The sequence below is a fragment of the Sorangium sp. So ce321 genome (assembly GCF_051530195.1).
Classification (GTDB): Bacteria; Myxococcota_A; Polyangia; order Polyangiales; family Polyangiaceae; genus Sorangium.
Genome location: NZ_CP150329.1, coordinates 11,961,143 through 11,985,535, shown reverse-complemented (window position 1 = coordinate 11,985,535; position 24,393 = coordinate 11,961,143). Strand labels below are relative to the sequence as shown.

The window sequence follows — 24,393 nt, the reverse complement described above, 5'->3', positions numbered from 1 at the left end:
GCGTGCTACGGCCCGCTCCCGCGCCGGGGAGGGAGGCGGGCGGGGCGCGCGGTGCGGGGTCGCCTGAGGGAGGGGCAACGGCCTCCGCCGCCCCCTTCGCGCGCGACCTTGCCCTCGTCGTCCTCGCCAAGGCGGCTGTCTCCGCGCTGGTCCTCGCGCTCGGCTTCCGGGCGGTGAGCGATGACGACTTCGCGCGCGTGGTCCTCGCGCAGGCGTGGGCCCACGCGCCCCGGCTCGACCCGACCGGGACGAGCTGGCTGCCGGTCCCTTTCTGGCTCAACGGCGCGCTCTTCTGCGTTTTGGGGCGCGTCTTCGCGCCGACCCTCGAGGTCGCCCGCGCCGTCGCCTTCGCGCTCGGCCTCGCGTCGGCGGCGCTCGTCCACGTCTCCGCCCGCTGGATCACGGGCGACCGCCGCGCCGCGCTCGCCGGCGCGCTGCTCGCCGGCGCCTTTCCCTGGAGCGCCTGCCTCGGCGTGGCGACGGTCCCCGAGCTGCCGACCGCGGCCCTCTCGCTGTTCGCCGTCGCGTCGCTCGTCACGCCGCCGGCCGGGCCCGCGCCGCCGGCCGGGCGCGCCCTCCTCGGCGCGCTCGCGCTCGTCATCGCGACGCTCTCCCGGTACGAGCCCTGGCCCGTCGCCGTCGTCTTCGCGGCGATGGCGCTGCTCGCCGCCGCGCGCCTCGGCCAGGGCCGCGCCGCGCAGGCGAAGCTCTCGCTCGCGGCGGTCGTCGCCCTCGCCGGTCCCGTGGCGTGGGTCGTGTGGAACCGCGTCGCCCACGGCGACGCGCTGCACTTCCTGGCCCGCGTCGCCTCCTACCGCAACGCGGTCAGCCCCGGCGGCGGCGACGGCACCCTGCTGCGGCTCTTCGCGTACCCCGCCGCGATGGTCCGCGAGGAGCCGGAGCTCTTCCTGAGCCCCGTTGCCCTCGCCCTCATCGCCTGGCGCGCGCGCCGCGGCGCCGCGCGCCAGGCCATGAGGCCGGCCCGCCCGTTCCCGCCGCTCCTCCGCGCCGCTCGCCCGTACGCGCTCCCCGGCGCGGTCGCGGCCCTCCAGATCGCGGCGCTCTCGCTCGCCCTCGTGCGTGACGGCGCCCCCACGCACCACCCCGAGCGCGCGACCCTCCTCGCCCTGCTCCTGCTCGCGCTCGCCGTGGGGGATCTCTCCGCGCGTGCCTTCCGCGGCGCTTCCCCGGGGGCGCGGCGGGCGCTCGGCGGCGCGCTGCTGGTGGTGCTCTTCCTCGGCGTCTTCTTCCGGCCCCACCTGCGCCGCGAGCACTTCAACCCGCGCACCGACGAGGTCGCCATCGGCCGCGCCGCCGCGGAGCTCACGCCGCCCTCCGCGCCCCTGCTCGTCGAGGTCGTCGACTACGGCCACCTCGCGACGCTCGCCGCCCTGGGCCGCCCCGGGAGCGCGCACCCGGACCGCTCGATCGACCCGCGCGACCCCCCGGTCCCCTCGAGCTTCGACGACCCTGCGTCGCTCGCCCGCCGCGCCGCCGACGTCGGCGCGGCGTACCTCCTCGGGCGCGTCAGGCCGTCCGTGATCGACCTCGCCGGCCCGCCGCTCGCGACGCGCGGCGCCTGGGGGCTCTGGGCCGCGCCGGCGGGCAGCGCCTCGGGCGCGGCGGAGGCGACGCCATGAGCCAGCCCGGGAGGCGGTTCTTCGCGCACCCGTCCGCGTGCATCGACGAGCCCTGCGACATCGGCGACGGGACGAAGGTATGGCACTTCTGCCATGTCTCGGCGGGCGCGCGCATCGGCCGCGCCTGCGTCCTCGGGCAGAACGTCTTCGTCGCGGGCAGCGCCGTCATCGGCGATGGCGTCCGGATCCAGAACAACGTGTCGGTCTATGACGGCACCCTCGTCGAGGACGACGTGTTCCTCGGCCCGTCCGCGGTCCTCACCAACGTCATCAACCCGCGCGCCCAGGTCGACCGCCGCGCCTTCCTCGACGCGACGCGCATCCGCCGCGGCGCCACGGTGGGCGCCAACGCCACCGTCGTCTGCGGCGTCACGATCGGCCGCCACGCCTTCATCGGCGCCGGCGCCGTGGTCACCCGCGACGTCCCCGATTACGCGCTCGTCACCGGCGTGCCGGCCCGGCGTACCGGCTGGATGAGCCGTCACGGCCACAAGCTCGTCGCCGCGCCCGACGGCCTGATGCGCTGCCCCGAGAGCGGCTACCTCTACGAGCGCCGCGGCGACACTGTCCGCTGCCTCGACCTCGACGAGGACGCGCCGCTCCCTGCGCCCCGCGCCGCGGCCGCGCGTCGCTACCGCGAACTCGCCGCGCCAGAGGACACCGAGGAATGACGCCGCCGCCCGTTCCCTTCTTCGACCGCGCCCGCGGCGATCTCGCCATGCAGGACGAGCTCACCGCCGTGTTCCAGTCGGTCGTGCGCAGCGGCCACTACATCCTCGGCCCGGAGGTCGACGCCTTCGAATCGGCGTGCGCCGCGTACCTCGGCGTGCGGCACGCCGTGGGCGTCTCGTCCGGCACCGACGCGTTGCTCGTCGCGCTGATGGCGCTCGGCGTCGGCGCGGGCGACGAGGTCGTGTGCCCCGCGTACACGTTCTTCGCGACCGCGGGCGCCATCCATCGCACCGGCGCGCGGCCCGTCTTCGCGGACGTGCTCCCCGGCTCGCTCAACCTGGATCCCGCCTCCCTGGCGCGCGCCCTGACCGCGCGCACGCGGGCGGTCGTCGCGGTCCACCTCTTCGGCGACTGCGCCCCGATGGACGAGCTCCTCGCCGTCGCGGGCAGCCGTGGCCTGCCGATCATCGAGGACGCGGCCCAGGCCTTCGGCGCCGAGCGCGCCGGACGCCGCGCGGGCGCGCTCGGGCTGCTGGGGTGCTTCTCGTTCTTCCCGACCAAGAACCTCGGCGGCTTCGGCGACGGCGGGCTCGTGACAACGGATCGCGACGACCTGGCCGAGCGCGTCCGGGCGCTGCGCGCCCAGGGGGCTCGCAAGAAGCATCAGCACACACTGGTCGGCGGCAACTTCCGGCTCGACGCGCTCCAGGCGGCGCTCCTCCGGCGCAAGCTCCCGCACGTCGGCGCGCTCCTCGAGCGGCGCCGCGGGCATGCCGCGCGGTACGCGGCGCTCCTCGGCGGGGCGGGCCTGCCCATCTCGTTGCCTGACGCCGGTGCCGCCGGGCACACGTTCAACCAGTACGTCATCCGCCTGGACGACGCGTCCCTGCGCGATCCGCTGCGGAGCTTCCTCGCCGAGCGGGGCGTTGGCACCGAGGTCTATTACCCGGTGCCGCTCCACCTCCAGCCCTGCTTCGCGCCGCTCGGCCCGCCCGCCGGCGCTCTCCCGGTCGCGGAGGCCGCCGCGCGCGAGACGCTCGCGCTCCCGATCTTCCCCGAGCTCACGGGCGAGGAGATCGACCGTGTGGCGACCGGCATCCGCGCGTTCTTCGGGTGACGGGCGGCGGCTACGCGCGCTTCGGCGGGATCGGATACAGCTCGGCCAGGTCCTCGTTCCGCCGGAACCCGAGCGCCTCCCGGTGCACGCGCAGCTCCCAGAGCGCCTGGGCGGCCGCCTCGCGCTGCCGGTTGAAGGCCGCGACCCTCGCCGCCCGCTCCCCCGGGGCCGCGCCCTGGGCGAGCGCGTCGAGCGCCCTGCCTTGCAGCTCGAGCTCCAGCAGCGCGACGTTGACCTTGTCCTCGGACCTCCCGAGCGCCGAGGCCATCTCCCGGAGGATCTCGCCGGCGATGTCCGAGGGGCCCGAGGCGGGCAGGCGCTGCCGGAGGCGATCGAGGTAAGGGCTCCTGTGCCCTTCGTTTTTCAGCTGGTCGACGAGCTTCTTCCACGTGGGCTCGGCCATGTCGCTGGAGCGTAGCAGCGCTGCTCGAACGCACCGCCTCGGCCGTGCGCGCAGCCGCGAGGCCGCGCGGGTCACGCGGGCCGCAGCCACATGGCCGCGCGGGTCACCCGGGCTCAGCCGGGCCTGCCTGCTTCGACCGTCGGCACTCGCGGACGGGTCGGCGGCCCTTGCGGCCAGCGCGGCGGCCCTCGCGGTCAGCCCCACCCCTCCAGCACCAGCTTTCCGATCGCCTGCCCGGACTCGATGTGCGCGTGCGCGGCGCGCAGGTTCGCCGCGTTGATCTGGCCGAGGTGCTGGCCACGCGTCGTGCGGAGCCGCCCCTCGTCCACCCACGCCGCCACGCGCGTGAGGATCTCCTGCTGCATGGCCATGTCCGGGGTCCCGTGGAGGGACCGCGTGAACATCAGCTCCCACGCGAAGCTCACGCTCTTCGACATGAGCTTCCCGAGGTCGATCGGCCCCTTGGTCTCGACGATCCCCACGATGCGCCCGAGCGGCGCCACGACGTCCACCATCGTGTCCCACCACGCGTCGGTGCTCTGCGTGTTGAAGATCAGCTCCACGTGCCGCAGCCCCGCGGCCTCGAGCTGCGGGCGGAGCGGCGCGCGGTGATCGACGACGAGGTCCGCGCCGAGCGCGCGGGCCCACGCCTGGCTCTCCTTGCGCGACGCGGTGGCCACGACGCGCAGCCCGGCAACCTTGGCGAGCTGCACCACCATCGAGCCCACGCCGCCGGCGCCGCCGATGACGAGCACCGTGCGCCCGGCGTCGCGCCCGTCGCGATCGACGCCGAGGCGCTCGAAGAGCCCTTCCCACGCCGTCAGCGCGGTGAGGGGCAACGCCGCCGCGTCGGCGAACCCGAGCGACTGCGGCATCCGCGCCGCGATGCGCTCGTCGACGAGGTGCACCTCGGCGTTGCTGCCCGACCGCGCGATGCTCCCGGCGTAGTAGACCTGGTCGCCTGGCCGGAAGGCGCTGACCTCGGCGCCGACCGCCTCGACGACGCCGGCGGCGTCCCAGCCGAGGACGCGCGGCGGGTTCTCGACCTGGGACTTCGGCGCCCGGACCTTCACGTCGACCGGGTTCACGGCCACCGCGCGCACCCGCACGCGCAGGTCGTGCGGTCCGGGCGTCGGCTCCGGGAGCTCGAGGTCGAGCAGGCTCTCGGGGTGATCGATGGGCAGGTAACGGTGGAATCCGACGGCGCGCATGGCGTTCTCCTCTCCGGGACCGGCAGGAGGTCCCGTTGCGCATGGAGAGGTGCACCCGGACGCTGCGGTACACAATCCGGGCTCGTGGACGAGGATCTGTGAACTGAGTTCATCAATCGACCGGGCTGACGCCGCGCAGGCGCCGAGGCTCCTGGGGGGCTCCTGGTCGCGCCCACGGATCGGGTCCCATCGACCGCCGCTCAGACCGGCTGCCGCGCCGCCGTCGGCTCGGGCGCGTCGGCGGGCGGCGCGACCGCGTCTCGGAGCATGGCGATCACGCCGTCGCGACCGCCGGAGATCTCTCGAGGATGCGCTGCCAGGGGGTCGGGCCGCGCGACCCTGCCTGTGCTAGACGTGCGCGCCATGAGCGTCGAGGTCGGCATCGTCGGACTGCCCAACGTGGGCAAGAGCACCCTGTTCAACGCGCTGACGGCCGCCAAGGCCGAGGCGCAGAACTACCCGTTCTGCACCATCGAGCCGAACGTCGGCGCCGTCCCTGTCCCTGACGACCGGCTCACCACGCTCGCGAAGTACATCAAGACCGAGAAGATCATCCCCGCCATGGTGCGGGTGGTCGACATCGCCGGGCTCGTGCGCGGCGCGAGCACGGGCGAGGGCCTCGGGAACAAATTCCTGAGCCACATCCGCGAGGTGGACGCGATCCTCCACGTGGTCCGCTGCTTCACGGTCGCCGACGTCGTGCACGTCGACGGCGGCGTCGACCCGCTCCGCGACATCGACACGATCGAGACGGAGCTCATGCTGGCCGATCTCGGCTCGCTCGAGGGAATGCTGGAGCGCACGCGGAAGCAGGCGAAGGGCGACAAGGAGCTCCTCCCGAAGATCGCGCTCATGGAGCGGTGTCTCGAGGCGCTCCAGGCCGGCAAGCCTGTCCGCGGGCTCTCCTTCGACGAGGAGCAGCGGAAGGTCGTGAAGACGTTCGGCCTGATCACGGCGAAGAAGGTCCTCTACGTGGCGAACGTCGACGAGGCCGACGTCTCCGGTACGGGCCCACTCGCGGCGAAGGTGCGGGAGCGCGCGGCCTCCGAAGGCAGCGGCGTCGTGCCGGTCTGCAGCAAGCTCGAGTCGGAGCTGAACGAGCTCGCGCCCGACGAGCGGCAGGAGATGCTCGAGAGCCTCGGCATGAAGGAGCCGGCGCTCGCGACGCTCGCGCGAGAGGCCTACCGGCTCCTCGGGCTCCAGAGCTATTACACGGCGGGCCCCAAGGAGATCCGCGCCTGGACGATCCCGATCGGGTGCACGGCGCCGCAGGCCGCCGGGGTCATCCACAGCGATTTCGAGAAGGGCTTCATCCGGGCAGAGGTTTACCAGGTCGACGATCTCGTCGAGCACCGGACCGAGGCGGCCATCCGCGCCGCCGGCAAGCTGCGCGTCGAGGGCAAGACCTACGTCTTCCAGGACGGCGACGTCACGCACTTCCTCTTCAACGTCTGAGCTGTCCGCCGCTCGAGAGCGCGCGCTGCACCCCGGTGGCGCAGGCGCGGCGGCACCGCCGTTGCTCCTCTTAGACACCCTGGCAAGCTCGGCGCGCCGGCCGTGACCGCCGGAGCGTCCCGCTGCCTTGCGGACGGAGGCTGGGTGGTGCCCAGGGCGATCTGCGGCGGGTTGTCTGTGCTGGTTCTTCTCTCCTCGGCGCTGGGCGCGCCGGGCTGCGACGCCGCGCCGACCGAGGTTGAGCCCGAGGAGCCGACCGAGGTTGAGCCCGAGGAGCCGACCGAGGTTGAGCCTGAGGAGCCGACCGAGGTTGAGCCTGAGGAGCCGACCGAGGTTGAGCCCGAGGAGCCGACCGAGGTTGAGCCTGAGGAGCCGACCCAGGTTGAGCCCGAGGAGCCGACTGAGGTTGAGCCCGAGGAGCCGACCGAGGTTGAGCCCCAGGAGGCCGGCGCTCCCCGTCCCGGCGGCGCGGCCTCGACCCCAGGCCACGCCTCGCCCGCGCCGTGCGCGTTGCCGCGCGGGTTCTCGGAAGGCGCGCCGCGCCGATTCCCCGGCTTCCCCGCGACACCCGCGCCAGCCATCGGCCACAGGCTCTCCGGTACGCCCGACAGCGACGCCTTCGGTCGATTCCTGCGGTCCACCGTCGTGTTCTGCGGGCCCGACGACCAGCCGTATTTCCTCCGCTATCGCTACTACCTCACGGGTCCGCTCTCGGGCCGCTGGCTGCGCCCGCCGCTCGCGCAGCCGCTCTGACGGCGCCGGCGGCGGCCGCGACCCCCCCGCCGCGGCCGCGACGAGGAGCCCCGTCCGGTTTTTTGACCCCCCGGATCCGCTCGGCTACCTCCGTGCCCTCACGAGACGAAAGGACGATCATTTGGGCGCACTCAAAGGATCCATCTCATTCTCGAAGTTCTACGTGCGCGGCGACCTCCCGGACGGGTTCCGGGACAGGTTCGTCGAGCGCATCCAGCTCCGGGCGTTCCGGCCGCTCACCGTCGAGGAGGACGCGGAGCAGCGCGCCGGGTGGTGTTCCATCGAGAACCCGCTCGATTGCGAGCTCGATCACGGCAAGCTCTTCTTCAACTCGTACCTGAACCTCGGCCTCAGGACCGATCGCTGGCAGGTGCCCTCGGCGCTCTTCAAGGCGCACTTCGCCGAGGCGGAGCGCGAGCACCTCGCGAAGCGCGGGCGCGAGAAGCTCGGGCGGCGCGAGAAGGAGGAGCTCCGCACCGTCGTGTCGAGGAAGCTCCGCGCGCAGCTCATGCCGGTGATGAAGGTCGTCGACCTCTCCTGGAACCTCGAGGCCGGCGTCGTGCGGTTCTGGAACCAGTCGCCGCGCGCGCACGAGGGGCTCGCCGAGCTCTTCGAGCAGACGTTCGAGCTCGATCTGGTGCCCGAGAGCCCCTACACGGCTGCCCGCGAGCTCGGCCTGACGGCCGAGCAGCAGACCGCCTTCGAGCTCCTCAAGCCCACTGTCTTTCACGCAGAATCCACCGCTGGAGGTGCCCTGTGGGTCTCGCCGAGCTGATCGAGCAGCGCCGCTTCGTCGGCCGTGAATTCCTGGTCTGGCTCTGGTTCGAGAGCGAGCTCTTCGAGGGCCGCTTCTCCCTCGACGCCCTCGGCGTCTGCGAGCTCTGGCTCGAGGGGCAGATCACGCTCGTCCAGGAGAAGGAGCAGAGCCGGCTCAAGGGCGCGGCGCCGAGCAGCGCCCCCGAGGCCCACGAGGCGCTGCGCCAGGGCAAGCTCCCCTCGCAGGCGCGCGTCCGCGTCACCCGCGGGGAGCTCGAGTACGCCTTCCTGTTCAACGCCGACGCGTTCGCGCTCTCGGGCGTCAAGATCCCGAGCGTCGTCAAGGACGCCGCGGACGAGCAGTTCTACGAGCGCATGTACCTCATCGAGGAGCTCGAGACGCTCTTCACCGCCCTCTACGGCGAGTTCCTCGCCCTGCGCCTCTCGACGTCCTGGGAGCCCGCGGTGGTGCCGTTCATCCGCGCCTGGGTCCGGGGCGAGCCGGTCGACGTGGCCGCTTACCAGAAGCTCCGGGGCAGGCTCGCGCCGGTCCGCGGCGCGGCGAGGTCGAAAACGACCCCGCCGCCCGCGCAGGCGCCCGAGCGCGCCGTGCGCGTGGTCGCCTGAGCCCGTCAGCGGCCGGCTGCTGGCCGCGCGCACCGCGACGCGCGGCACGCGGCAGACGCCCTCGCGCCGCTACTTCCCCTTCACCTTGCCGTTGATCTGCCTCGCCAGCGCGAGGTGCTCCCGGAGCTTCGGGAGCGTCGCGGCGGCGAAGCCCTTCAGATCCGCGTCCTTCACCTCCTTCGCGGCCTCCTCGAACTCCTCGACGTCGTCCTCGTGGTCGTCGACCATGTCGCTCATGTAGGCCCGGTCGAACTCGGCCCCCGTCTTCTTGGACAGCTTGTCGACCTTCTCGCGGTGCTTCTGGTCGAGCTCCTGCGGCACGAGCACGCCCTTGCGCTGAGCGAGCTCCGCGAGCCGCTTGTTGACGGCCCCGTGGTCGTCGATCATGCGCTGCCCGAAGCTCTTCACGTCCGGGCTCGAGGCCCGCTGCTGCGCGAGCTGCCCGAGCCGCACCTCCAGGAGCCCTCCGAGCGCGGCCTTCTCGACGAACTCGCGATCGGACTTGCTCAGCGAGGGCTGGCCTGCCTGGCCTTGCTGCCCCGCTGCGCCTTGTGCCCCGCTCGTCGCCGGCAGCGCCGCGGTCGACAGGCCGGCTGCCAGCATCATGGCGATGAGTGAACCAGGTTTGAACATCGCAGCTCCCCCTCTCTTCCTCGTCGCGACGCCTCGCAGGGCCCGGCCCGCCCGGGCTCCGCTGCTCGGCGTCGACCGACGAGGTTCCGTGCGTTTTTGTCGTGAGCCCCGGGCGCCACGGCAAGGGGCGGATGCGCGTGGGGCCGCCCGGCTGCCGAGAAGTGGGCCCCCCGCGCGCGCGCCGTCTAGCCTTGGCCTTCTGTGGTCGGCGACTTCTTCAAGCGCCTCGTCAACGGCGTCGTGTTCCTCCTCGCCGCCCTGACCTTCTTCCTCGTCCCTGTAGGCAGGAAGACCGCCGCACAGCACGCCGTCGCGATCTTCTCGACGCCGCCCGCCAGGGAGGCCGCCTCGGCGTTCGCCCACATCGCGCGCCGCATCACCACCGAGGCGCGCACCGAGCTCGACAAGCTCCGCAACCCGCCGCCCCCGCCGCGCGAGCCGAAGGCGCCAGCGGCGAAGGCGCGACCGCCGTCCTAGCCCAGGCCGGCAGCGAGGGCCGACCGCCGGCCTGGAGCTGGGTCGCGCGCGCGGCTCAGCCCTTGCGCGGGTCCTTCACGTTCGGGTGCTCGTTGTAGAACGCGTCGAGGCTCTCCCGGGAGATCTCCGCCTCGATCTCGCCGTCTCTCAGGATCTTCGCCTGACAGCCGAGGCGGCTCACCGACCGCACGTCGAACGCCTTGTCGAGGATGTCCTCCTCGTCCTCCTCGGCCTCGCCGAGGAGCTCGCGCCCCTTGGTCACGTAGATGTGGCAGGTGGAGCACGCGCACACGCCGCCGCACGCGTCACCCTCCGGGGCGCCCACGGCCTTCGAGGCCTGGAGGACGGTCGAGCCCACCGGCACCTCGGTCTCCCACGCGCGGCCGTGCGCCAGAAAGCGTACCTTGGCCATCAGCTCCTCCTCGCTTCGGCGCCGGTCGACGCCGCGCTCGCGCCGCCCGCCTCGGCCGGCGCGTTCCCTGCGTGCTCGGCCAGGTGCGCGTCCACGCCCCTCGCCGCCGCCACCGTCGCCTCGACGTCCTCGACCTGCTTGCCCGCGATCGCCCTGGCCACGGCGCGGTCCATCCGCCGCCCCGCCCACGCGCGCGTCGCCTCGTCGAGCGCCTCCGTGCGCGCCTGGATCAGCCCCGGCTTGTCCCCGCGGATCGCCGCGTCGAGCGCGCTCAGCGCGCCCTCGACCCCCTCGCGCTCGCCCGGCCCGAGCAGGTCGGCGTCCGCGGAGAGCGCCTTGCGCGTCGCCATCGCCACGCGCTCGCCCTCGACGCGCGCCTCGACGAGCCGCCGCCTGACGAGGTCCTCCTCGCCGTGGTCCAGCGCCGCGAGGAGCATGCTCTCCACCTCCTCGTCGGTCAGCCCGTAGCTCGGCTTGACCTCGACCTTCTGCTCGACCCCGGTCGTCAGCTCGCGCGCGGTCACGCCGAGCAGGCCGTCCGCATCGACGCGGAACGTCACCTCGAGCCGCGCCATGCCCGCGGGCATCGGCGGGATCCCCTTCAGCACGAAGCGCGCGAGCGACCGGCAGTCGGCCGCGAGCTCCCGCTCGCCCTGCACGATGTGCAGGTCGAACCCGGTCTGGTTGTCCGCGTAGGTCGTGAAGACCTGCCGCGCCCCCGCCGGGATCGTCGTGTTCCGCGGCAAGATCTTCTCGGCGACGCCGCCCATCGTCTCGATGCCGAGCGACAGCGGCAGCACGTCGAGCAGCAGCACCTCGTCCGCGCGGTCCATCGAGCCGGCCAGGATGTCGGCCTGGATGGCCGCGCCCAGCGCGACGACCTCCTCCGGATCGATGTCCTTGAGCGGCTCCTTGCCGAAGAGCTTCGCCACGTACTCCCGCACGTAGGGCACGCGCGTCGCGCCCCCCACGAGGATCACGCCGTCGAGCTCCCGGGCCTCCACGCCGGCGTCGCGCAGGGCGCGGCGGCAGGCCACGCCCGTGCGCTCCAGGAGCGGCGCGATGAGCGCGTTGAGCTCGGCGCGCGTGACGGTGACGAGCCTCGACGCCGGGCCGCCCGCGGGCCCGTCCGCCTCGCCGCCCGCCTGCACCGGCAGCTCGATCTCGACCTGCTCCGCGTCGGTCAGCGCGTGCTTGATGCTGCGGGCGGTGTCGAGCGCGAGCCGCACCACCTCGGGCGTGCGCCGGGTCGCGCGCATCTCGTCGAGCAGCCGCTCCGCGAGCGCCCGGTCCATGTCGTCGCCGCCGAGCGCGCTGTCGCCCCCGGTCGACTTCACCTGGAACACCCCGTTGTCGAGCAGCAGGACGGTGATGTCGAACGTCCCGCCGCCGAGGTCGTAGACGACGAACAGGCCGTTCTGCTGCTTGTCGAGCCCGTACGCGAGCGCCGCGGCCGTCGGCTCGTTGAGCAGGCGCAGCACCTCCAGCCCGGCAAGCCGGCCGGCGTCCTTCGTCGCCTGCCGCTGGGCGTCGTCGAAGTAGGCGGGCACCGTGATCACCGCGCCGCCCACCGACCGGAGCTCTCGCTCGGCCGAGGTGCGGAGCTCCTTCAAGATCTCCGCCGACACCTCGACGGGCGTCACGACGCGGTCCCGCACCTTGAAGCGCACGCTCTTCGCGTCCTCGGGGCCCTTCGGCTCCACGAACTCGTACGGCCCGAGCCGCCGCGTCTCCGGGTCGCTCGCGCCGCGGCCCATGAAGCGCTTCACGCTGACGATCGTCTCGCGCGGGCTGCTCTGCGCGAGCCGCCGCGCGCTCTGGCCCACGACGGCGTTGCCGCGCTCGTCGTAGTGAACCACCGACGGCACGAGGCGCTCCCCGTTGCAGTCGTCGATGACCACGGGGCGGCCGTCGCGCACGCGGGCGACGAGCGAGTTCGTCGTCCCGAGATCGATGCCGATCGGGCTGGGCCTGGCCTTGGGGTCGAAAATCTCGAGGAGGGTCATTTCTGGTCCGTGAGTTCTTCTTCGATCGCGCTCACCTCATCGAGGAAGCGCCGGATGTAGCGGAGCTCGCTCAGCGTGGCGAGCACGCCCTTCAGCTGCCCCGGGTCCCCCGCCGCGGCGGCGAAGGCGGCCTGAATCGCGGCGAGGCTCGCCTGCTCGCGCGCCCGCATCGCCTCGCCGAGGCGCGTGATCCGCGCGCCGTCGCTCCGCTTCGCGGCGTCGGAGAGCTCCTCGCGCGACTCCATCATCTCCATGAGCAGGGCAGGGGAGGCCTTCTGCCCGCCCTCCTCGCCCTGCGCGAGCCCCGCGCGCCGGAGCAGCGCCTCGGCCCGGCGGATCGGGTCCCTGAGGACGCGCAGGGCGTCGTTCGCCTCGATCGCGCGGCCGAGCGCGAGCCGCCGCTCGGCCGCGGGCGCCCCGGCGTAGCGGTCCGGGTGGAGCGCGCGCGAGAGGTCGCGGTGGCGCTGCTCCAGCGCGCGCAGGTCGAGGTCAAACCGGGGCTCGACGCCCAGGGTATCGAAGGGATCGGTCATGACGTGCTCGGGAGAGGCGCCTCGGCGGCGAGGGCGGGCGCGAGCGGCGGCGGCCTCAGGCCACCGTGAACGAGTGCCCGCAGCCGCAGCGCGTCGCCTCTTGCGGGTTCTTGAACTTGAAGCCCTGGTACATGAGCGTCTTCTCCCAGTCGAGCACCGAGCCGCCGAGGTAGATGATGCTCTTCTTGTCGCAGAGGACGCGCACCGTGGCCTGGCCCGGCTCCGCGAACTCCAGGACGAGGTCGCCGGACCGGGGCGCCTTGTCGTCGAACTCGATGACGTAGGAGAACCCGGAGCAGCCACCGCCGCGGATCCCGACCCGGATGGCGCCCTCGGGCGTGCCGCGCTTGGCGAGCTGAGCCCGGATCGCCTGGACCGCGGCGTCGCTCACCGCGAGCGTCCGCTTCGCCTTGGCCTCCGCCGGCGCGCGCTCGTCGTGTGCGTGCGCGCGCGCGGCGTCCGCCGTCGCGGCGGGCGCGGGGTAGGCCCCGGCGGGGTCCGCCGCCGGGGTCGTGGTCGTCTCCTCGCTGCTCTGCATGGCGTTGCTCCTTGCTCCGGCTCCGGTGCTGTGGGCCGACCCCGACCGGAGGATCGGCGCTCTTACTCCGCGTCCGCCGCCGCGGTGTTCTCGGCGGTGCTCGCGTTTCCTGCGCTTGCAGGCGCCGTGCCGGCGAGCGCCTGCCTCGCCTGCTGCTTGGCCCTGAAGTCGGCGATCGCGCTCTTGATCGCGTCCTCGGCGAGGACCGAGCAGTGGATCTTCACCGGCGGCAGGTGGAGCTCCTCGGCGATCATGCTGTTCTTGATCGTCTCCGCCTCGTCGATCGTCTTGCCCTTCAGCCACTCGGTGGCGAGCGACGACGACGCGATGGCCGACCCGCAGCCGAACGTCTTGAACTTCGCGTCCTCGATGACGCCGCCGTCGCCGACCTTGATCTGCAAGCGCATGACGTCGCCGCAGGCCGGCGCGCCGACGAGCCCGGTTCCGACGTGGTCGTCGTTCTTATCGAGCGTCCCGACGTTCTGGGGGTTCTCGTAGTGCTCGATGACCTTGTTGCTATATGCCATGGCTCTCTCCTGGACCGTTCCTTCTTCTCTTGAGTCTTGATCTGGCGGATCGGCGTCCCCCGGCGCCGCTCCTCAGTGGGCCGCCCACTGCACGCTGTTGAGGTCGATCCCCTCTTTGTGCATCTCGTAGAGCGGCGACATGTCGCGCAGCTTGTTCACCTTGCGGATCACGAGGTCAGCCACGTGGTCGACCTCCTCCTCGGTGGTGAAGCGCCCGAGCCCGAAGCGGATGGACGAGTGGGCGAGGTCGTCGCCGATGCCCATCGCGTGGAGGACGTACGAGGGCTCCAGGCTGGCGCTCGTGCACGCCGAGCCGCTGGAGACCGCCACGTCCTTGATCGCCATCATCATGGCCTCGCCCTCGACGAAGCTGAACGACACGTTGAGGTTGCCCGGCAGCCGCCGGTCGGGCGAGCCGTTCAGCTGGATGGCGTCGAGCTCGTTCCAGAGCCGGGTCCGGAGCCGCTCGCGCAGCGAAAGGATGCGCGCCGACTCCGCCTCACCCTCCTGGATGAGGATCTCGGCCGCCTTGGCGAACCCGACGATGCCGGGCACGTTGAGGGTGCCCGACCGCATGCCGAACTCGTGGCCGCCGCCGTCCATCTGCGCGGTGATGCGGACGCGCGGCTTCGACCTGCGCACGTACAGGCAGCCGATGCCCTTCGGGCCGTAGATCTTGTGGGCCGTCACCGACGCGAGGTCGACCCCCATCTGCTCGACGTTGAAGGGGATCTTGCCGACCCCCTGCACCGCGTCGCTGTGGAGGAGGATGCCCTTCGACTTCGTGATCTTGCCGATCTCGGCGATGGGCTGGATCGTGCCGACCTCGTTGTTGGCGAGCATGATCGAGACGAGGATCGTCTTGTCGGTGATCGCCCTGGCGACGTCGTCCGGGTCGACCATCCCGTACTTGTCGACCTTGAGGTAGGTGACCTCGTAGCCCTGCTTCTCGAGCCGCTTGCAGGTGTCGAGCACCGCCTTGTGCTCGATCACGCTCGTGATGATGTGGTTGCCCTTGTCCTTGTAGAACTCGGCGACCCCCTTGATGGCGATGTTGTCGCTCTCGGTCGCGCCGGAGGTGAAGACGATCTCCTTCGGGTTCGACGCGCCGATGAACCTGGCGAGCGTCTCGCGAGCGTGGCCGACGGCCTCCTCGGCCGTCCAGCCGAAGACGTGGCTCCGGCTGGCGGCGTTGCCGAACTTGCCGTTGAAATACGGCAGCATGGCGTCAAGCACACGCTGATCGACCGGCGTCGTCGCGTGATAGTCCATGTAGATCGGAAGCTGGATGCCCATGGTGTTCTCGCTCAGCGGTGGTTCGAGCCCTGGCGGCAGTGCCCGTTGCCGCCTCGGATCCCGGCGACGAGCTCAGGCTCGGCCTGGCTCTTGTCGTGAAGGTTGCAGTGGGTACATGCGGCCACGAGCTCTGCCGGGTCGCACGTCTCGCATGTGTCGAGGTAGGCGAGGCTCGCGATGAGCTCGTGCTCGAGCGTCTCCAGGTGCGCGATCTGCTCCCGCACCTCCTCGAGCTTCTGCTGGTAGACGTCCCGGATCCGCGACATGGCGCCGGGGGCTGACGAGGACGACTCCCAGGTCGAGACGATCTGCTGGATCTGGCTCAGCGACAGGCCGAGGTCGTGGAGCTTGCCGATCCACCGCACCCGGGTGAGGGCCGCGTGGTCGTAGAGCCGGTAGCGTCCCTTGGAGCGGGCGTGCGGCCTGAGCAGCCCGACCTCCTCGTAGTGGTGGATGGCCCGCACCGTCTTCCCGGTCGCCTTGGCGATGTCCCCTACCTGGAGGAGACGCTCTTCCTCCCCATCGACACCGTCGGGGGCCTCCGCGCGTGCGTCCGCCCGGGACGTGCTGGACGCGAAGGGCCCGCCGATGCTTTGCTCGTGGGCGACAGGAAGGTGATGCCGGGTGTTCATCTTGAGGACCCTGACCCTTACGTGTGCGTTAGGGTTGCCGACCTTGTAGGGCGCCGCGCCAACCCTGTCAACCGGGTCGTACGGGAGTCTGCGTGACACAGCGCAAAGAGGCGGAATCAGGCGCCATTCGACATCCTGGAAGACCCCTGCCCGGAGCGGGGAGCGGCGAGCGAGCGCAGGGGCTGCTCTGGGAGCGGGAGAGCGGCATGGCCGACCCTGATGCATCGCGTCGATCCTGGCGGGCTGCGTCAGTCTAGGCGCTGTCTGTCGGGTACTGTAGCGGCCTCAGCGGTGCGGCGCCGTGTAGCCACCTCGCACCGCGGCGCAGGCGCCCAGGAACTGCCGGAGCGAGCTCTGCTTTACCGGGAGCGCACGCTCCCTGCAGGCGTCGATGGCGCCGGCCCATGATTCCGCATGCGCTCCGGCATCGTGGTGTGCGGACGATCGGGCGGTGTGCGGTGTGCGATGTCGAAGCGCGCAGCGGTGGTGGCCACGCCGCCGGCCTGCTAAACAGAGCCGCCTACGTATGTTATCGCTGCTGAAACGATAGAGATCAGATGGCAGACAAGAAACGAATCCTCTTCGTCGGCTCGTTCATTCCCCCGGCTGACGGGAGGATAGGCGGGCAGTACTTTGCTTGTCGTTCTCTGATCGAGAGCGATCTGAAAGATCATTTTGATTTTCTGCTCGTCGACTCCACCCTCGACTCCATCCGCGTGCCGTCGGTGCTCCTCAGGCTGCACAAGATCGCGCTGCGGGTGTTCCGGTGCGTCAGGGAGCTGACGCTCTCGGACGTGGACGCCGTCCTGCTGTTCTCGAGCTCGGGGTTGAGCTTCGTCGAGAAGGGTTCCATCGGGCTGCTGGGCAAGCTGCTCGGCAAGAAGGTCGCCATCTTCCCCCGCTCGGGGCCCATCATGGATGATGTCGCCAGGAGCAAGCTGTACAGATCGTACATGAGCGCGGTCGTGAGCTCCTGCGACGCTGTGATATGCCAGAGCGACTACTGGCGCAGCTTCTTCTTGCGCCTCGTGCCCGAGGTGAACCAGGACAAGCTCGTCGTCATAGAGAACTGGCTCCCTGACTCCTCCTTCATCGAGGGCGGGCAGAAGGTCTATCCTCAGGTCATGGACAGGCCGCTGCGGCTGCTCTATTTCAACCGCATCGAGAAGCGGAAGGGGATCTACGACTTCCTCGAGGCCATGCGCCTCTTGCAGCGCGAGAATGCCTGGGTCGAGGCCAAGATATACGGGGACGGGAGCGAGCGCGATAACGTGAAGCGGCTCATCGCCGAGAATCAGCTCACGAACACCGAGTACGTGGGCTGGCTCTCCGCCGACAAGCGGACCGTGATCTCGTCGTTCGATCTGTGCCTGTTCACGTCGCACAGCGAGGGGTTCCCGAACGCGCTGCTCGAGGTGATGGCGCTGGGCGTCCCGGTCGTGTCCAGCAGGGTGGGCGCCGTGAACGACCTCATCGTCTCTGGAAAGAACGGCTTCCTGGTGGACGTCGGCAGCCCGGACCAGATCGCGCAGGCGGTCCAGGCGGTGCTCCGCGAGCCGTCGCTGCTGCAGGAGTTCTCGCGGCGCTCGGTCGAGCGGGTACGGCAGTCCAACAGGCTGGAGGATGCCATCACCAAGTTCAGGTCGCTCCTTTCAACGCTATGAAGAACCCTTCCGTGCTCCTGTACCGGATAGGAAATTTTTTCTACCGGAACAAGCTGCCCTTCGTCGCCACGCTCATCACCTGGCTGAACAGGTTCCTGTTCTCGGTCTTCCTCCCTTCCTCGGCCACGATCGGGGCGAATTTCAAGCTGGGTTACTGGGGGCTCGGGGTGGTGATCCATGCGAGGGCAGTCATCGGCGACAACTGCCTTGTCAGCCAGAACGTCACGATAGGGAGGAACTTCGGCAGCCAGGGGGTCCCCCGGCTGGGCAACGACGTCTATGTCGGGGCGGGGAGCGCCGTCTTCGGCGACATCACCATCGGAGACAACGTGATCATCGGCGCCAACAGCGTCGTGAACAAGGACGTTCCATCCAACACCGTCGTCGTGGGCAATCCGTTCAGGATCATCGCGTCCGGCAGGACGCAGAGATACTACGAGCTGGACGACCCGAGCGCCTGATCCACGCGGCCCGGACCCCTGCCCGCGGGACGGGGGCGTCTGCTCGCCCGCTCGGCGCTACAGCGCGCCCGGCCGGCACGGGCGCGCTGTAGCGCGACGCCTCGACGTTCCCCGGGTGAGCATGATCCTCGCTCCCCTACCTCGCCCGGACCCCGCGACCGGATCCTGTCACGTCCTTGTGCGTTTCATTGTTGGTGGAAAAATGTAGTGTCTCGGTTTCGGCACGCCACGGAGCCCCCCGGTCCACAGGTCCGCACCTGCGGAGAGCGGCAGGACAACGTCACCGGGCCGACCCGTGACGCTCACAATCTCAGGTTAAATATACAGTATGGCTGTATAAAACGACGGGCGATGGCGACAGGCTCGACTTGCCTAGTGACGTCCCTGACATTGCCCTCGGGTTGTCCGGTGGTCCGACTTGGAGTACTAGGGACGGCATCAACGACGGGCTGTCCGGCATGATGACGAGCTATGAATGTCGCGCGCCGCGCCGCACCTTAGCCAGGGTGCGGGATTCCCAGAGGAGGAAGAGCGAGCGATGGTAAGTACGCTCACGGCAGTTATTCTTGCACTGGTGTTCTCGTGGGCGGCGACGCCACTCGTGCGCCGTCTGGCGGTGACGGTGGGCGCCGTGGACGAGCCGACCGCACGGCGCGTACACACGCGGCGTATCCCGCGCCTCGGCGGGCTCGCGATCGTCGCCGGATTCGTGCTGCCGCTGTTCATCCTGGTCGCGATGGGTACGCAGATCGGGCTGATGTGGTTCTCGCAGCACTCGCTGGTGGTGGGGCTGCTGGCCGGCGGGCTGACGATCGCGGCTGCTGGCGCCTGGGACGACACGAAGGGAATGCGCGCGCGGCACAAGCTGCTTGCGCAGATCCTCGCCGCGTCGATCGCCTGGGCCTGCGGGCTCCGCCTCGAGTGCGTGACGCTGCCGTACTTCGGGCACGTGTCCTTTTACCCGCTCTCCTTCCTGGTCACGATCCCGTGGTTCGTCGCGATCATCAACGCGGTCAACCTGATCGACGGGCTCGACGGGCTCGCGGCGGGCGTGGGCTTCTTCGCCTGCGTCGCCAATTTCATCACCGCATACCTCGGCGGCTACCCCGGCAACCTGGTGATCTGCCTGCTCGCGGCGACGCTCGCCGGCGCGATCGTGGGGTTCCTGTTCCACAACTTCCACCCTGCGACGATCTTCATGGGCGACACCGGGAGCATGTTCCTCGGGTTCATGCTCGCCGCGATCCCCCTCTTCGGCGTGGGCACGCACAAAGGCGGCACCGCGCTCGCGGTCCTCGTGCCGCTGCTCGCGCTCGGCCTGCCGATCTTCGACATGATCTCGGCGATGGTCCGGCGCTTCGTCGCCCGCCGGCCGATCTTCGCCGCCGATCGCTCGCACATCCACCACAAGCTGCTCGACAAGGGCCACTCGCATCGCAGCGCGGTGCTGATCCTGTACGGGCTCAGCCTCCTGTTCACCGTGGTCGCGCTGGTCGCTTATGTCGGCCGCTCGCTCGAGATCGGCTTCGCGCTCGCGGCCTGCAGCGTGGTGCTCTTCATCGTGGTGCGCGCGGTGGGCTCCTTCCCGTCCTTCGGGGCGAAGCCGAAGGACGCCCGGCGCGCGCGCGAGGCCACCGTGGAGGCGCTGCGCCGCGCTGTGCCGCGCGCCCTGCTCGAGATCGAGACCGCGAGCGGGACGGAGAAGCTGCGCGCGGTCCTCGAGCGCTTCGCGCCGGAGGCGAAGCTCATCGCCCTGGAGGTGACCTCCGCGGGCGCCAACGGCAGCGCGCGCGTGAAGTCGTGGAGCTGGACGCAGGAGGCGGCGACGCCGCAGCAGATCCGCGAGTCGGTGGCCGCGGCGTTCACGATCCAGCTCGCGGGCGAGTCCGTCGAGCTGCGCTTCCGCTGGGACAGCGAGGAGTGCTCGGTCAATCCGCAGGCGGAGATGCTGCTGCAGCTCGTCGTGGACTCCGCCGAGCGCATGCTGCTGCGCCGGCCGTCGACGTTCACGCTCGAGCGGCGCTCCCAGGGGCGCCTCTCGGTGGTGTGAAGCCTTCATCCCGCAGCTGACGCGCTCGCGCCGCTGGACGTGACCGAGGAGACATCGTGGAACTTGCCCGCCGGATCGTTGGTTTCAACAAGAAGACAAACGAGTGGTATTACCGCTTCAGCGACCACGCGCATTACTGGAAGGTCTACCAGGGCGTCGTGGACGAGGCGGTCGCGCCGGCGAAGGACATCATCCACCTCGGCTGCGGACCCCTGTGGTTCGGCAAGGTCGCGACGGTGCCGCTCGACGGCAAGACCATCTACGCGGTCGACCCGGACGAGGAGGCGCTCGCGCGCAACCCGGCGCAGCAGCATATCTGCGCGTACGGCGAGTCGATCCCGCTGCCGGACGGCTGCGCGGACGTGATCGCCGCGGACCACCTGCTCGAGCACCTCGAGAAGCCCGAGGCGGTGCTGCGTGAGGCGCATAGGCTGCTGCGCCCGGGCGGACGATTCGTGTTCACAGCGCCGAATCTGCTCTCGTATTCAGGGATCGCGACGCACCTGACGCCGCACTGGTTTCACACGTTCTACATGGGCCTGCTGCGCGCCACGTCCGGCAGCAGGAACGCCAAGCCGTACCCGACCTACTTCCGCATGAACACCATCTGGACCGTGGAGCGCATCGCCAAGGAGACGGGCTTCCGCGTGGACAAGCTCCACACCGGCGTGGACCACCCGTCCTACACGGTGCTCTTTCCGGGGGTCCACCAGGCGCTCATGGCGGTGCACCTGGTGCTCGACAAGGTCGAGGCGCTCGCGCCTTTCCGTATCACGCTCACCGGCAGCCTCGTTCGCGAGTAGGGCACCAGGGCGCTCAGGGGCGCCGAGGCGCTCCTGCGTGCGCCCGGTCCTATGGGCGCGGTCAGCCGGTCGCCGCGACGAGGGCCTACCACCGGAGGCGAAAGCCGCCGCGCCAGCCGTCTCGGACCTCGCCACGACCGGAGAACACGACCGCCGCGCGCGGCTGCCGGAAGCAGGGATGCCACACCCCCGGGCTCCGCTCCGGCGTGAGCTGAACGCCCTCGAGCGCAATCGACCGGCGCTGCAGGGCCGCCTCATCGAGCCGGAGCCGCGAGCAGGCGCTCGTCGTGCCCCCCACGATCTCGTCGCGGATCACGAGCTCCCGCTCGGAGAGCTCGAGCGCTCGTCGGTGCACAGGGGCCCCCGGGAGGAAGCGATACCCGTCGTGCTCGGCCTCCACCGCGAGGTGCGAGGGAGCACGGTCGAGCCGGCGCACCTGGGCGCGAGCCCGGCGTCCCACGCGGAAGGCGCTCCACACCTCGCTCGAGTCCGCGCCGCCGAGCTCGACCGTGTTGTGCGCGCGGGTGGCCCGGGTCTCCTCCCGGTCCCGGTCCGCGATGTAGCTGGACACGCCGTAATCGACGACAGCGCGCTCGCCCTCGAGCCATAGCTCGAACGTGAGCGCGTCTGCGTGCACGTGCCCGGGCTGGTACGCGGCGCCATCCATCCCCGCGTCGAACGCGAGCCAGGCGCGCTCGCCGGACCGGAGGATCACCCAGCCGGTCGCGGCGAGGTGCAGGAGAGCCGGCCCGTCGTCCGGCGATGCGCCGGACGCCCCCGCGGCGCTGTGGAGGCCGAGCGCGGCGCCGAGGGCGAGGACGCTGTCGATCTCGGGCGCGGAGTCGAGGGCAGCATCGTTGAAGAGCGGGTAGGTCCCGTCCGGGGCGCGGACGGCGGCGGCCCAGGCAAGGGCCTTCTGGACCGTGACCCGCCAGAGCGCGGGCACCTCGCGCCCCGCCGCCTGCGAGAGCTCGATGGCCTCGAGCAGCCCGGCGGTCAGCGCGAGGTGGTACGAAGCGGAGAGCTCGAAATGCCCGCCATCATCGAGGAATTGCTCCGGAAGCTGCCAGGACAGGAGCCTCGAGCCGAGCCGCCACCAGGCCTCGGCCTCGGGGCCGCGCGCCACCGCGCCGCCGCACACGAGCCCGATCGCGTTCTCGAGGAGGTGGTTGGCCAGGAGGTGCAGCTCGAGCCCGAGCGCGACGGCCCGACACGCGCGCGCCAGCTCGGCGGAGAGCCCTGGGCGCCCGAGGCGCGCCGCCACCGCGAGCCTGCGGGCACGCACCGAGGCCGGGAACGGATGCGACGCGACCGGGCCGTCCCACGCGCCCGGGGCAGGGACGGTCGGGTCGGCCCCGAGCTCGTAGCCATAGGCGCGCTCGTACGCGTGAAGGAGCGAGCCCTCGGGAATGGCGGCCAGGCGCGCGCGCCCGCGCACCCGCTCGGACTCGGCGAAGGCCACGAACGGCGCGTTCGGCGGGGCGAAGCCGGGCCGGAGGCGCGGCGCGAGCGCCGCTGTCGGACCTCGACCGAGCGCGCGCCCGCCCAGGGCGACGGGACGGGCAAGCACCTGCACCGGGTGGAGCTGCGCCAGCGTGCGCGCGACCCGCGGCAGGTTCATCTCGCGCTGTCCCCGCGTTCCCCGCGGGACCCCGCGCGGCGCACCACGCGCTCCAGCACCTCGACGTAGTCACGCGCGAGCGTGTCGCGGTCGAACGAGCGCGTGACATACGCCCGCCCTGCCTCCGCCATGCGCCTCCGCCGGTCCGGATCGGAGGCGAGATCGAGGATCGCGCGCGTCATGGCCGCCACGTCCTCGGGGGGAGCGAACAGGCCGGCCTGCGCCTCTTCGATGATCGATCGCGCCTCGCCGTCGACCGAGATCACGATCGGCCGCTCCATGGCGAGGATCTCGAAGATCTTGGACGGGATGACGGTCTGAAAGAGCTCGGTCTTGCGCAGTGGAACGAGGCAGATGTCGGCGGTGGCGTACACCTCGTTCATCGCGTCGCGCGGGCGCGCGCCGAGGAATGTCACGCTGGAGAGCCCGAGCTCCCGCGCGCGCGCCTCCAGGCTCGCCCGCTCTGCTCCGTCGCCGACGAACAAGAAGCGGATGTCGTCGCGATCGCGGAGCCCGTGCGCCACGTCGAGCACCGCGGAGAGGCCGTGCGCCATCCCGTGCGTACCGACGTAGGCCACCACGAGGCGATCCCCGAAGCCGAGCTCCGCGCGCAGCGGCGTGGCGCGCGAGGACGGCGTGAAACGGCCGAGATCGACGCCGTTGCGGATGACGTCGATCTTGTCGGCGGGCACTCCCCGCGCCACGAGCCGCTCGCGGAAGCTCCGCGTGACGACGACGATCTCGTCGGCCGCGCGGTAGAGGTGCTCCTCGACGAGCGTGAGACCTCGCACCAGCGCGTGCGCCTCGGGCAGCGCGCCCACCGCCACGATCGACTCGGGCCAGAGATCGCGCACCTCGAACACGAACGGCAGCCCGCGGAGCTTCGCGATACCGTAGCCGGCCACGGCCGTGAGGAACTGGGGGCTCGTCGCGATGAGCACGTCGGCCCGAGGCAACTCGTGCTGCGCGAGCGTGAGCGCGGAGAGGGCGAACGACCCGTACGCGAGCGAGCGACGCACCTTGCCTCGGTTGGCGGCGGCGTAGATCCAGGTGCGGAGGACCCGTACCCCGTGAAAGTCCTCTTCGATGCGGAGCCGACCCCGGTACTCGGGCGGGATCACCCCCGTCGGGTGGTTCGGCATGCCCGTGAGGACGGTGACCTCGTGTCCAGCGCGTCGCCACGCTCGGGAGAGCTCCGAAACGCGCGCGGCGGGAGCCCCTGCCTCGGGGGGGAAATAGGGAGAGACGTAGAGGATGCGCATGGGCCGCGTGGATGGCGAGGGGTGGAGCTCGCCGGGAGAATGGCTGGCTCGCATGCTCGACGTCAACTACTTTCTCCCACCGGCAATAAGGACACTTCCCAGTCGAGCGATCGTGATGGCTTCCACGCATATCCGCCTCTCGTTTTGACATCTGGAGCTCTTTTCTCCTTCGAGGAGCTCGCCCGTCGCCGCGATACCGGCGCACCCTGAGCTGATGTGAGGCAGTCCCGGACGCTGAATCGGACCCCGCGGCGCCGGCGATCCTGGTAGCTTCCCGCGCGACGCCGAGAATCCCTGCGTCGCAGCGCCCGAGCTCTTCATCCAGAGGCCGGCGCTGCTCCGCTCACCGCATCCCGCCGCCGAGAGCCTCGCCTGAGCTGTCCACATGCGCTTCCTCGCGAAACACGGGCCGTTCGTCGGCCTGTTTGCCGCCCTGCAGCTCCCCGCCTTGCAGCCCCTGGTCAAGTTCGCTCCGGCGCCAGGGATCGCTGTTCCAGCCTTTCTGCTGGCCGCGTTCATCGGCCTGTGGCTGCTGCTCGACCCTCCCGAGCACATGAAACGTTGGCTGGAGACCCCGTGGCCCAGCGCCTCTCTGGCGGCCACCTTGGCGCTCGTGGCAGCGTTCGTTTATCCTCGCGCGGACGGTCTCAAGGCGCGTGGCGCCGGCTCCGACGCCGACGACGCCATGATCCTGGCGGGGCGAGCGCTGGTCGAGCTGCACAACCCCTATGAGTCGACGACGTACCTGGGGAACCCGTTCAGCCCCGGTCCCGGGTGGGCGGCGCTCTGGGCGCCCCTCGCGGCGCTCGGCGCCTATGCGCTGATCACCGCGCTGGCCCTCTCG

At 71.1% G+C, this 24,393-nt stretch carries 24 protein-coding genes; 12 read left to right on the top strand and 12 right to left on the bottom strand.

Features of this window, described 5'->3' with window-relative positions:
- Positions 1-2 precede the first annotated feature (2 nt).
- Genes WME89_RS44470 through WME89_RS44460 form a run of 3 tightly spaced genes read left to right on the top strand, consistent with a single transcriptional unit; the run spans position 3 to position 3,429 of the window.
- Positions 3-1,640 carry a hypothetical protein gene (locus WME89_RS44470; protein WP_438005628.1) on the top strand — a complete coding sequence of 546 codons (1,638 nt, stop codon included), beginning with the start codon at positions 3-5 and terminating at the stop codon, positions 1,638-1,640.
- Positions 1,637-2,311 carry an acyltransferase gene (locus WME89_RS44465; protein WP_438005627.1) on the top strand — a complete coding sequence of 225 codons (675 nt, stop codon included), beginning with the start codon at positions 1,637-1,639 and terminating at the stop codon, positions 2,309-2,311. The genes WME89_RS44470 and WME89_RS44465 overlap by 4 nt, the downstream gene beginning before the upstream one ends.
- Positions 2,308-3,429: a DegT/DnrJ/EryC1/StrS family aminotransferase gene (locus WME89_RS44460; protein WP_438005626.1), complete on the top strand. Its 1,122-nt coding sequence runs from the start codon at positions 2,308-2,310 to the stop codon at positions 3,427-3,429. Before WME89_RS44465 ends, WME89_RS44460 begins: the two co-directional genes overlap by 4 nt.
- A 10-nt stretch (positions 3,430-3,439) precedes the next feature.
- Here WME89_RS44460 and WME89_RS44455 read toward each other — a convergent pair whose 3' ends face one another.
- Both WME89_RS44455 and WME89_RS44450 read right to left on the bottom strand, forming a co-directional pair.
- Positions 3,440-3,832 carry a DUF6665 family protein gene (locus tag WME89_RS44455; RefSeq protein ID WP_438005625.1) on the bottom strand — a complete coding sequence of 131 codons (393 nt, stop codon included), beginning with the start codon at positions 3,830-3,832 and terminating at the stop codon, positions 3,440-3,442.
- A gap of 194 nt (positions 3,833-4,026) precedes the next feature.
- Entirely contained in the window at positions 4,027-5,043 is a 1,017-nt protein-coding gene (locus WME89_RS44450; RefSeq protein WP_438005624.1) for a zinc-binding alcohol dehydrogenase family protein, read from the bottom strand.
- Positions 5,044-5,406: 363 nt separating this feature from the next.
- Here WME89_RS44450 and ychF point away from each other — a divergent pair, with 363 nt between their 5' ends.
- The 4 genes from ychF to WME89_RS44430 all read left to right on the top strand — a co-directional run bounded on the left by ychF (position 5,407) and on the right by WME89_RS44430 (position 8,634).
- The gene (gene ychF / locus WME89_RS44445; protein WP_438005623.1) at positions 5,407-6,498 is read left to right on the top strand and encodes a redox-regulated ATPase YchF; all 1,092 of its coding nucleotides are present in this window, start codon (positions 5,407-5,409) and stop codon (positions 6,496-6,498) included.
- Positions 6,499-6,645: 147 nt separating this feature from the next.
- Entirely contained in the window at positions 6,646-7,251 is a 606-nt protein-coding gene (locus WME89_RS44440; RefSeq protein WP_438005622.1) for a hypothetical protein, read from the top strand.
- A gap of 121 nt (positions 7,252-7,372) precedes the next feature.
- Entirely contained in the window at positions 7,373-8,026 is a 654-nt protein-coding gene (locus WME89_RS44435; RefSeq protein ID WP_438005621.1) for a hypothetical protein, read from the top strand.
- Positions 8,008-8,634, top strand: a complete 627-nt coding sequence (locus tag WME89_RS44430; protein ID WP_438005620.1) for a hypothetical protein — start codon at positions 8,008-8,010, stop codon at positions 8,632-8,634. The genes WME89_RS44435 and WME89_RS44430 overlap by 19 nt, the downstream gene beginning before the upstream one ends.
- Before the next feature lie 69 nt (positions 8,635-8,703).
- On the opposite strand, the gene WME89_RS44425 is transcribed toward WME89_RS44430, so the two are convergent.
- Positions 8,704-9,267: a DUF4142 domain-containing protein gene (locus tag WME89_RS44425; protein WP_436620544.1), complete on the bottom strand. Its 564-nt coding sequence runs from the start codon at positions 9,265-9,267 to the stop codon at positions 8,704-8,706.
- A gap of 201 nt (positions 9,268-9,468) precedes the next feature.
- Here WME89_RS44425 and WME89_RS44420 point away from each other — a divergent pair, with 201 nt between their 5' ends.
- A complete protein-coding gene (locus WME89_RS44420; protein ID WP_438005619.1) occupies positions 9,469-9,744 on the top strand; it encodes a hypothetical protein in 276 nt (91 codons plus the stop codon).
- A gap of 55 nt (positions 9,745-9,799) precedes the next feature.
- Here WME89_RS44420 and WME89_RS44415 read toward each other — a convergent pair whose 3' ends face one another.
- The 7 genes from WME89_RS44415 to WME89_RS44385 all read right to left on the bottom strand — a co-directional run bounded on the left by WME89_RS44415 (position 9,800) and on the right by WME89_RS44385 (position 15,688).
- On the bottom strand, positions 9,800-10,156 hold the full coding sequence (locus WME89_RS44415) for a 2Fe-2S iron-sulfur cluster-binding protein (RefSeq protein WP_438005618.1): 357 nt from the start codon (positions 10,154-10,156) through the stop codon (positions 9,800-9,802).
- Entirely contained in the window at positions 10,156-12,162 is a 2,007-nt protein-coding gene (hscA, locus tag WME89_RS44410; protein WP_438005617.1) for a Fe-S protein assembly chaperone HscA, read from the bottom strand. The genes WME89_RS44415 and hscA overlap by 1 nt, the downstream gene beginning before the upstream one ends.
- Positions 12,159-12,695 (bottom strand): Fe-S protein assembly co-chaperone HscB, encoded by a 537-nt coding sequence (hscB, locus tag WME89_RS44405; protein ID WP_438005616.1) that lies wholly within the window; start codon positions 12,693-12,695, stop codon positions 12,159-12,161. The genes hscA and hscB overlap by 4 nt, the downstream gene beginning before the upstream one ends.
- 55 nt (positions 12,696-12,750) lie before the next feature.
- A complete protein-coding gene (locus WME89_RS44400; RefSeq protein WP_438005615.1) occupies positions 12,751-13,233 on the bottom strand; it encodes a HesB/IscA family protein in 483 nt (160 codons plus the stop codon).
- Between the two features lie 62 nt (positions 13,234-13,295).
- Positions 13,296-13,760 carry a Fe-S cluster assembly scaffold IscU gene (iscU, locus tag WME89_RS44395; RefSeq protein ID WP_438005614.1) on the bottom strand — a complete coding sequence of 155 codons (465 nt, stop codon included), beginning with the start codon at positions 13,758-13,760 and terminating at the stop codon, positions 13,296-13,298.
- A gap of 72 nt (positions 13,761-13,832) precedes the next feature.
- Positions 13,833-15,050: an IscS subfamily cysteine desulfurase gene (locus tag WME89_RS44390; protein ID WP_438012050.1), complete on the bottom strand. Its 1,218-nt coding sequence runs from the start codon at positions 15,048-15,050 to the stop codon at positions 13,833-13,835.
- 17 nt (positions 15,051-15,067) lie between these two features.
- Entirely contained in the window at positions 15,068-15,688 is a 621-nt protein-coding gene (locus WME89_RS44385; protein ID WP_438005613.1) for a MerR family transcriptional regulator, read from the bottom strand.
- A gap of 557 nt (positions 15,689-16,245) precedes the next feature.
- Between WME89_RS44385 and WME89_RS44380 the strand changes: the two genes are divergently transcribed.
- From WME89_RS44380 to WME89_RS44365, 4 genes are all read left to right on the top strand, one after another.
- Positions 16,246-17,352, top strand: coding sequence for a glycosyltransferase family 4 protein (locus WME89_RS44380; protein ID WP_438005612.1), 1,107 nt, complete (start codon positions 16,246-16,248; stop codon positions 17,350-17,352).
- Positions 17,349-17,813, top strand: coding sequence for a serine O-acetyltransferase (locus tag WME89_RS44375; RefSeq protein ID WP_438005611.1), 465 nt, complete (start codon positions 17,349-17,351; stop codon positions 17,811-17,813). The genes WME89_RS44380 and WME89_RS44375 overlap by 4 nt, the downstream gene beginning before the upstream one ends.
- A gap of 538 nt (positions 17,814-18,351) precedes the next feature.
- On the top strand, positions 18,352-19,863 hold the full coding sequence (locus tag WME89_RS44370; RefSeq protein ID WP_438005610.1) for a glycosyltransferase family 4 protein: 1,512 nt from the start codon (positions 18,352-18,354) through the stop codon (positions 19,861-19,863).
- A gap of 56 nt (positions 19,864-19,919) precedes the next feature.
- Complete coding sequence (locus WME89_RS44365; RefSeq protein ID WP_437658134.1) at positions 19,920-20,666, top strand: class I SAM-dependent methyltransferase; 747 nt, start codon at positions 19,920-19,922, stop codon at positions 20,664-20,666.
- 85 nt (positions 20,667-20,751) lie between these two features.
- On the opposite strand, the gene WME89_RS44360 is transcribed toward WME89_RS44365, so the two are convergent.
- Together WME89_RS44360 and WME89_RS44355 are read right to left on the bottom strand one after the other, a co-directional pair.
- Positions 20,752-22,287 (bottom strand): heparinase II/III domain-containing protein, encoded by a 1,536-nt coding sequence (locus tag WME89_RS44360; protein WP_438005609.1) that lies wholly within the window; start codon positions 22,285-22,287, stop codon positions 20,752-20,754.
- The gene (locus tag WME89_RS44355; RefSeq protein WP_438005608.1) at positions 22,284-23,549 is read right to left on the bottom strand and encodes a glycosyltransferase family 4 protein; all 1,266 of its coding nucleotides are present in this window, start codon (positions 23,547-23,549) and stop codon (positions 22,284-22,286) included. The genes WME89_RS44360 and WME89_RS44355 overlap by 4 nt, the downstream gene beginning before the upstream one ends.
- Positions 23,550-24,393 lie beyond the last annotated feature (844 nt).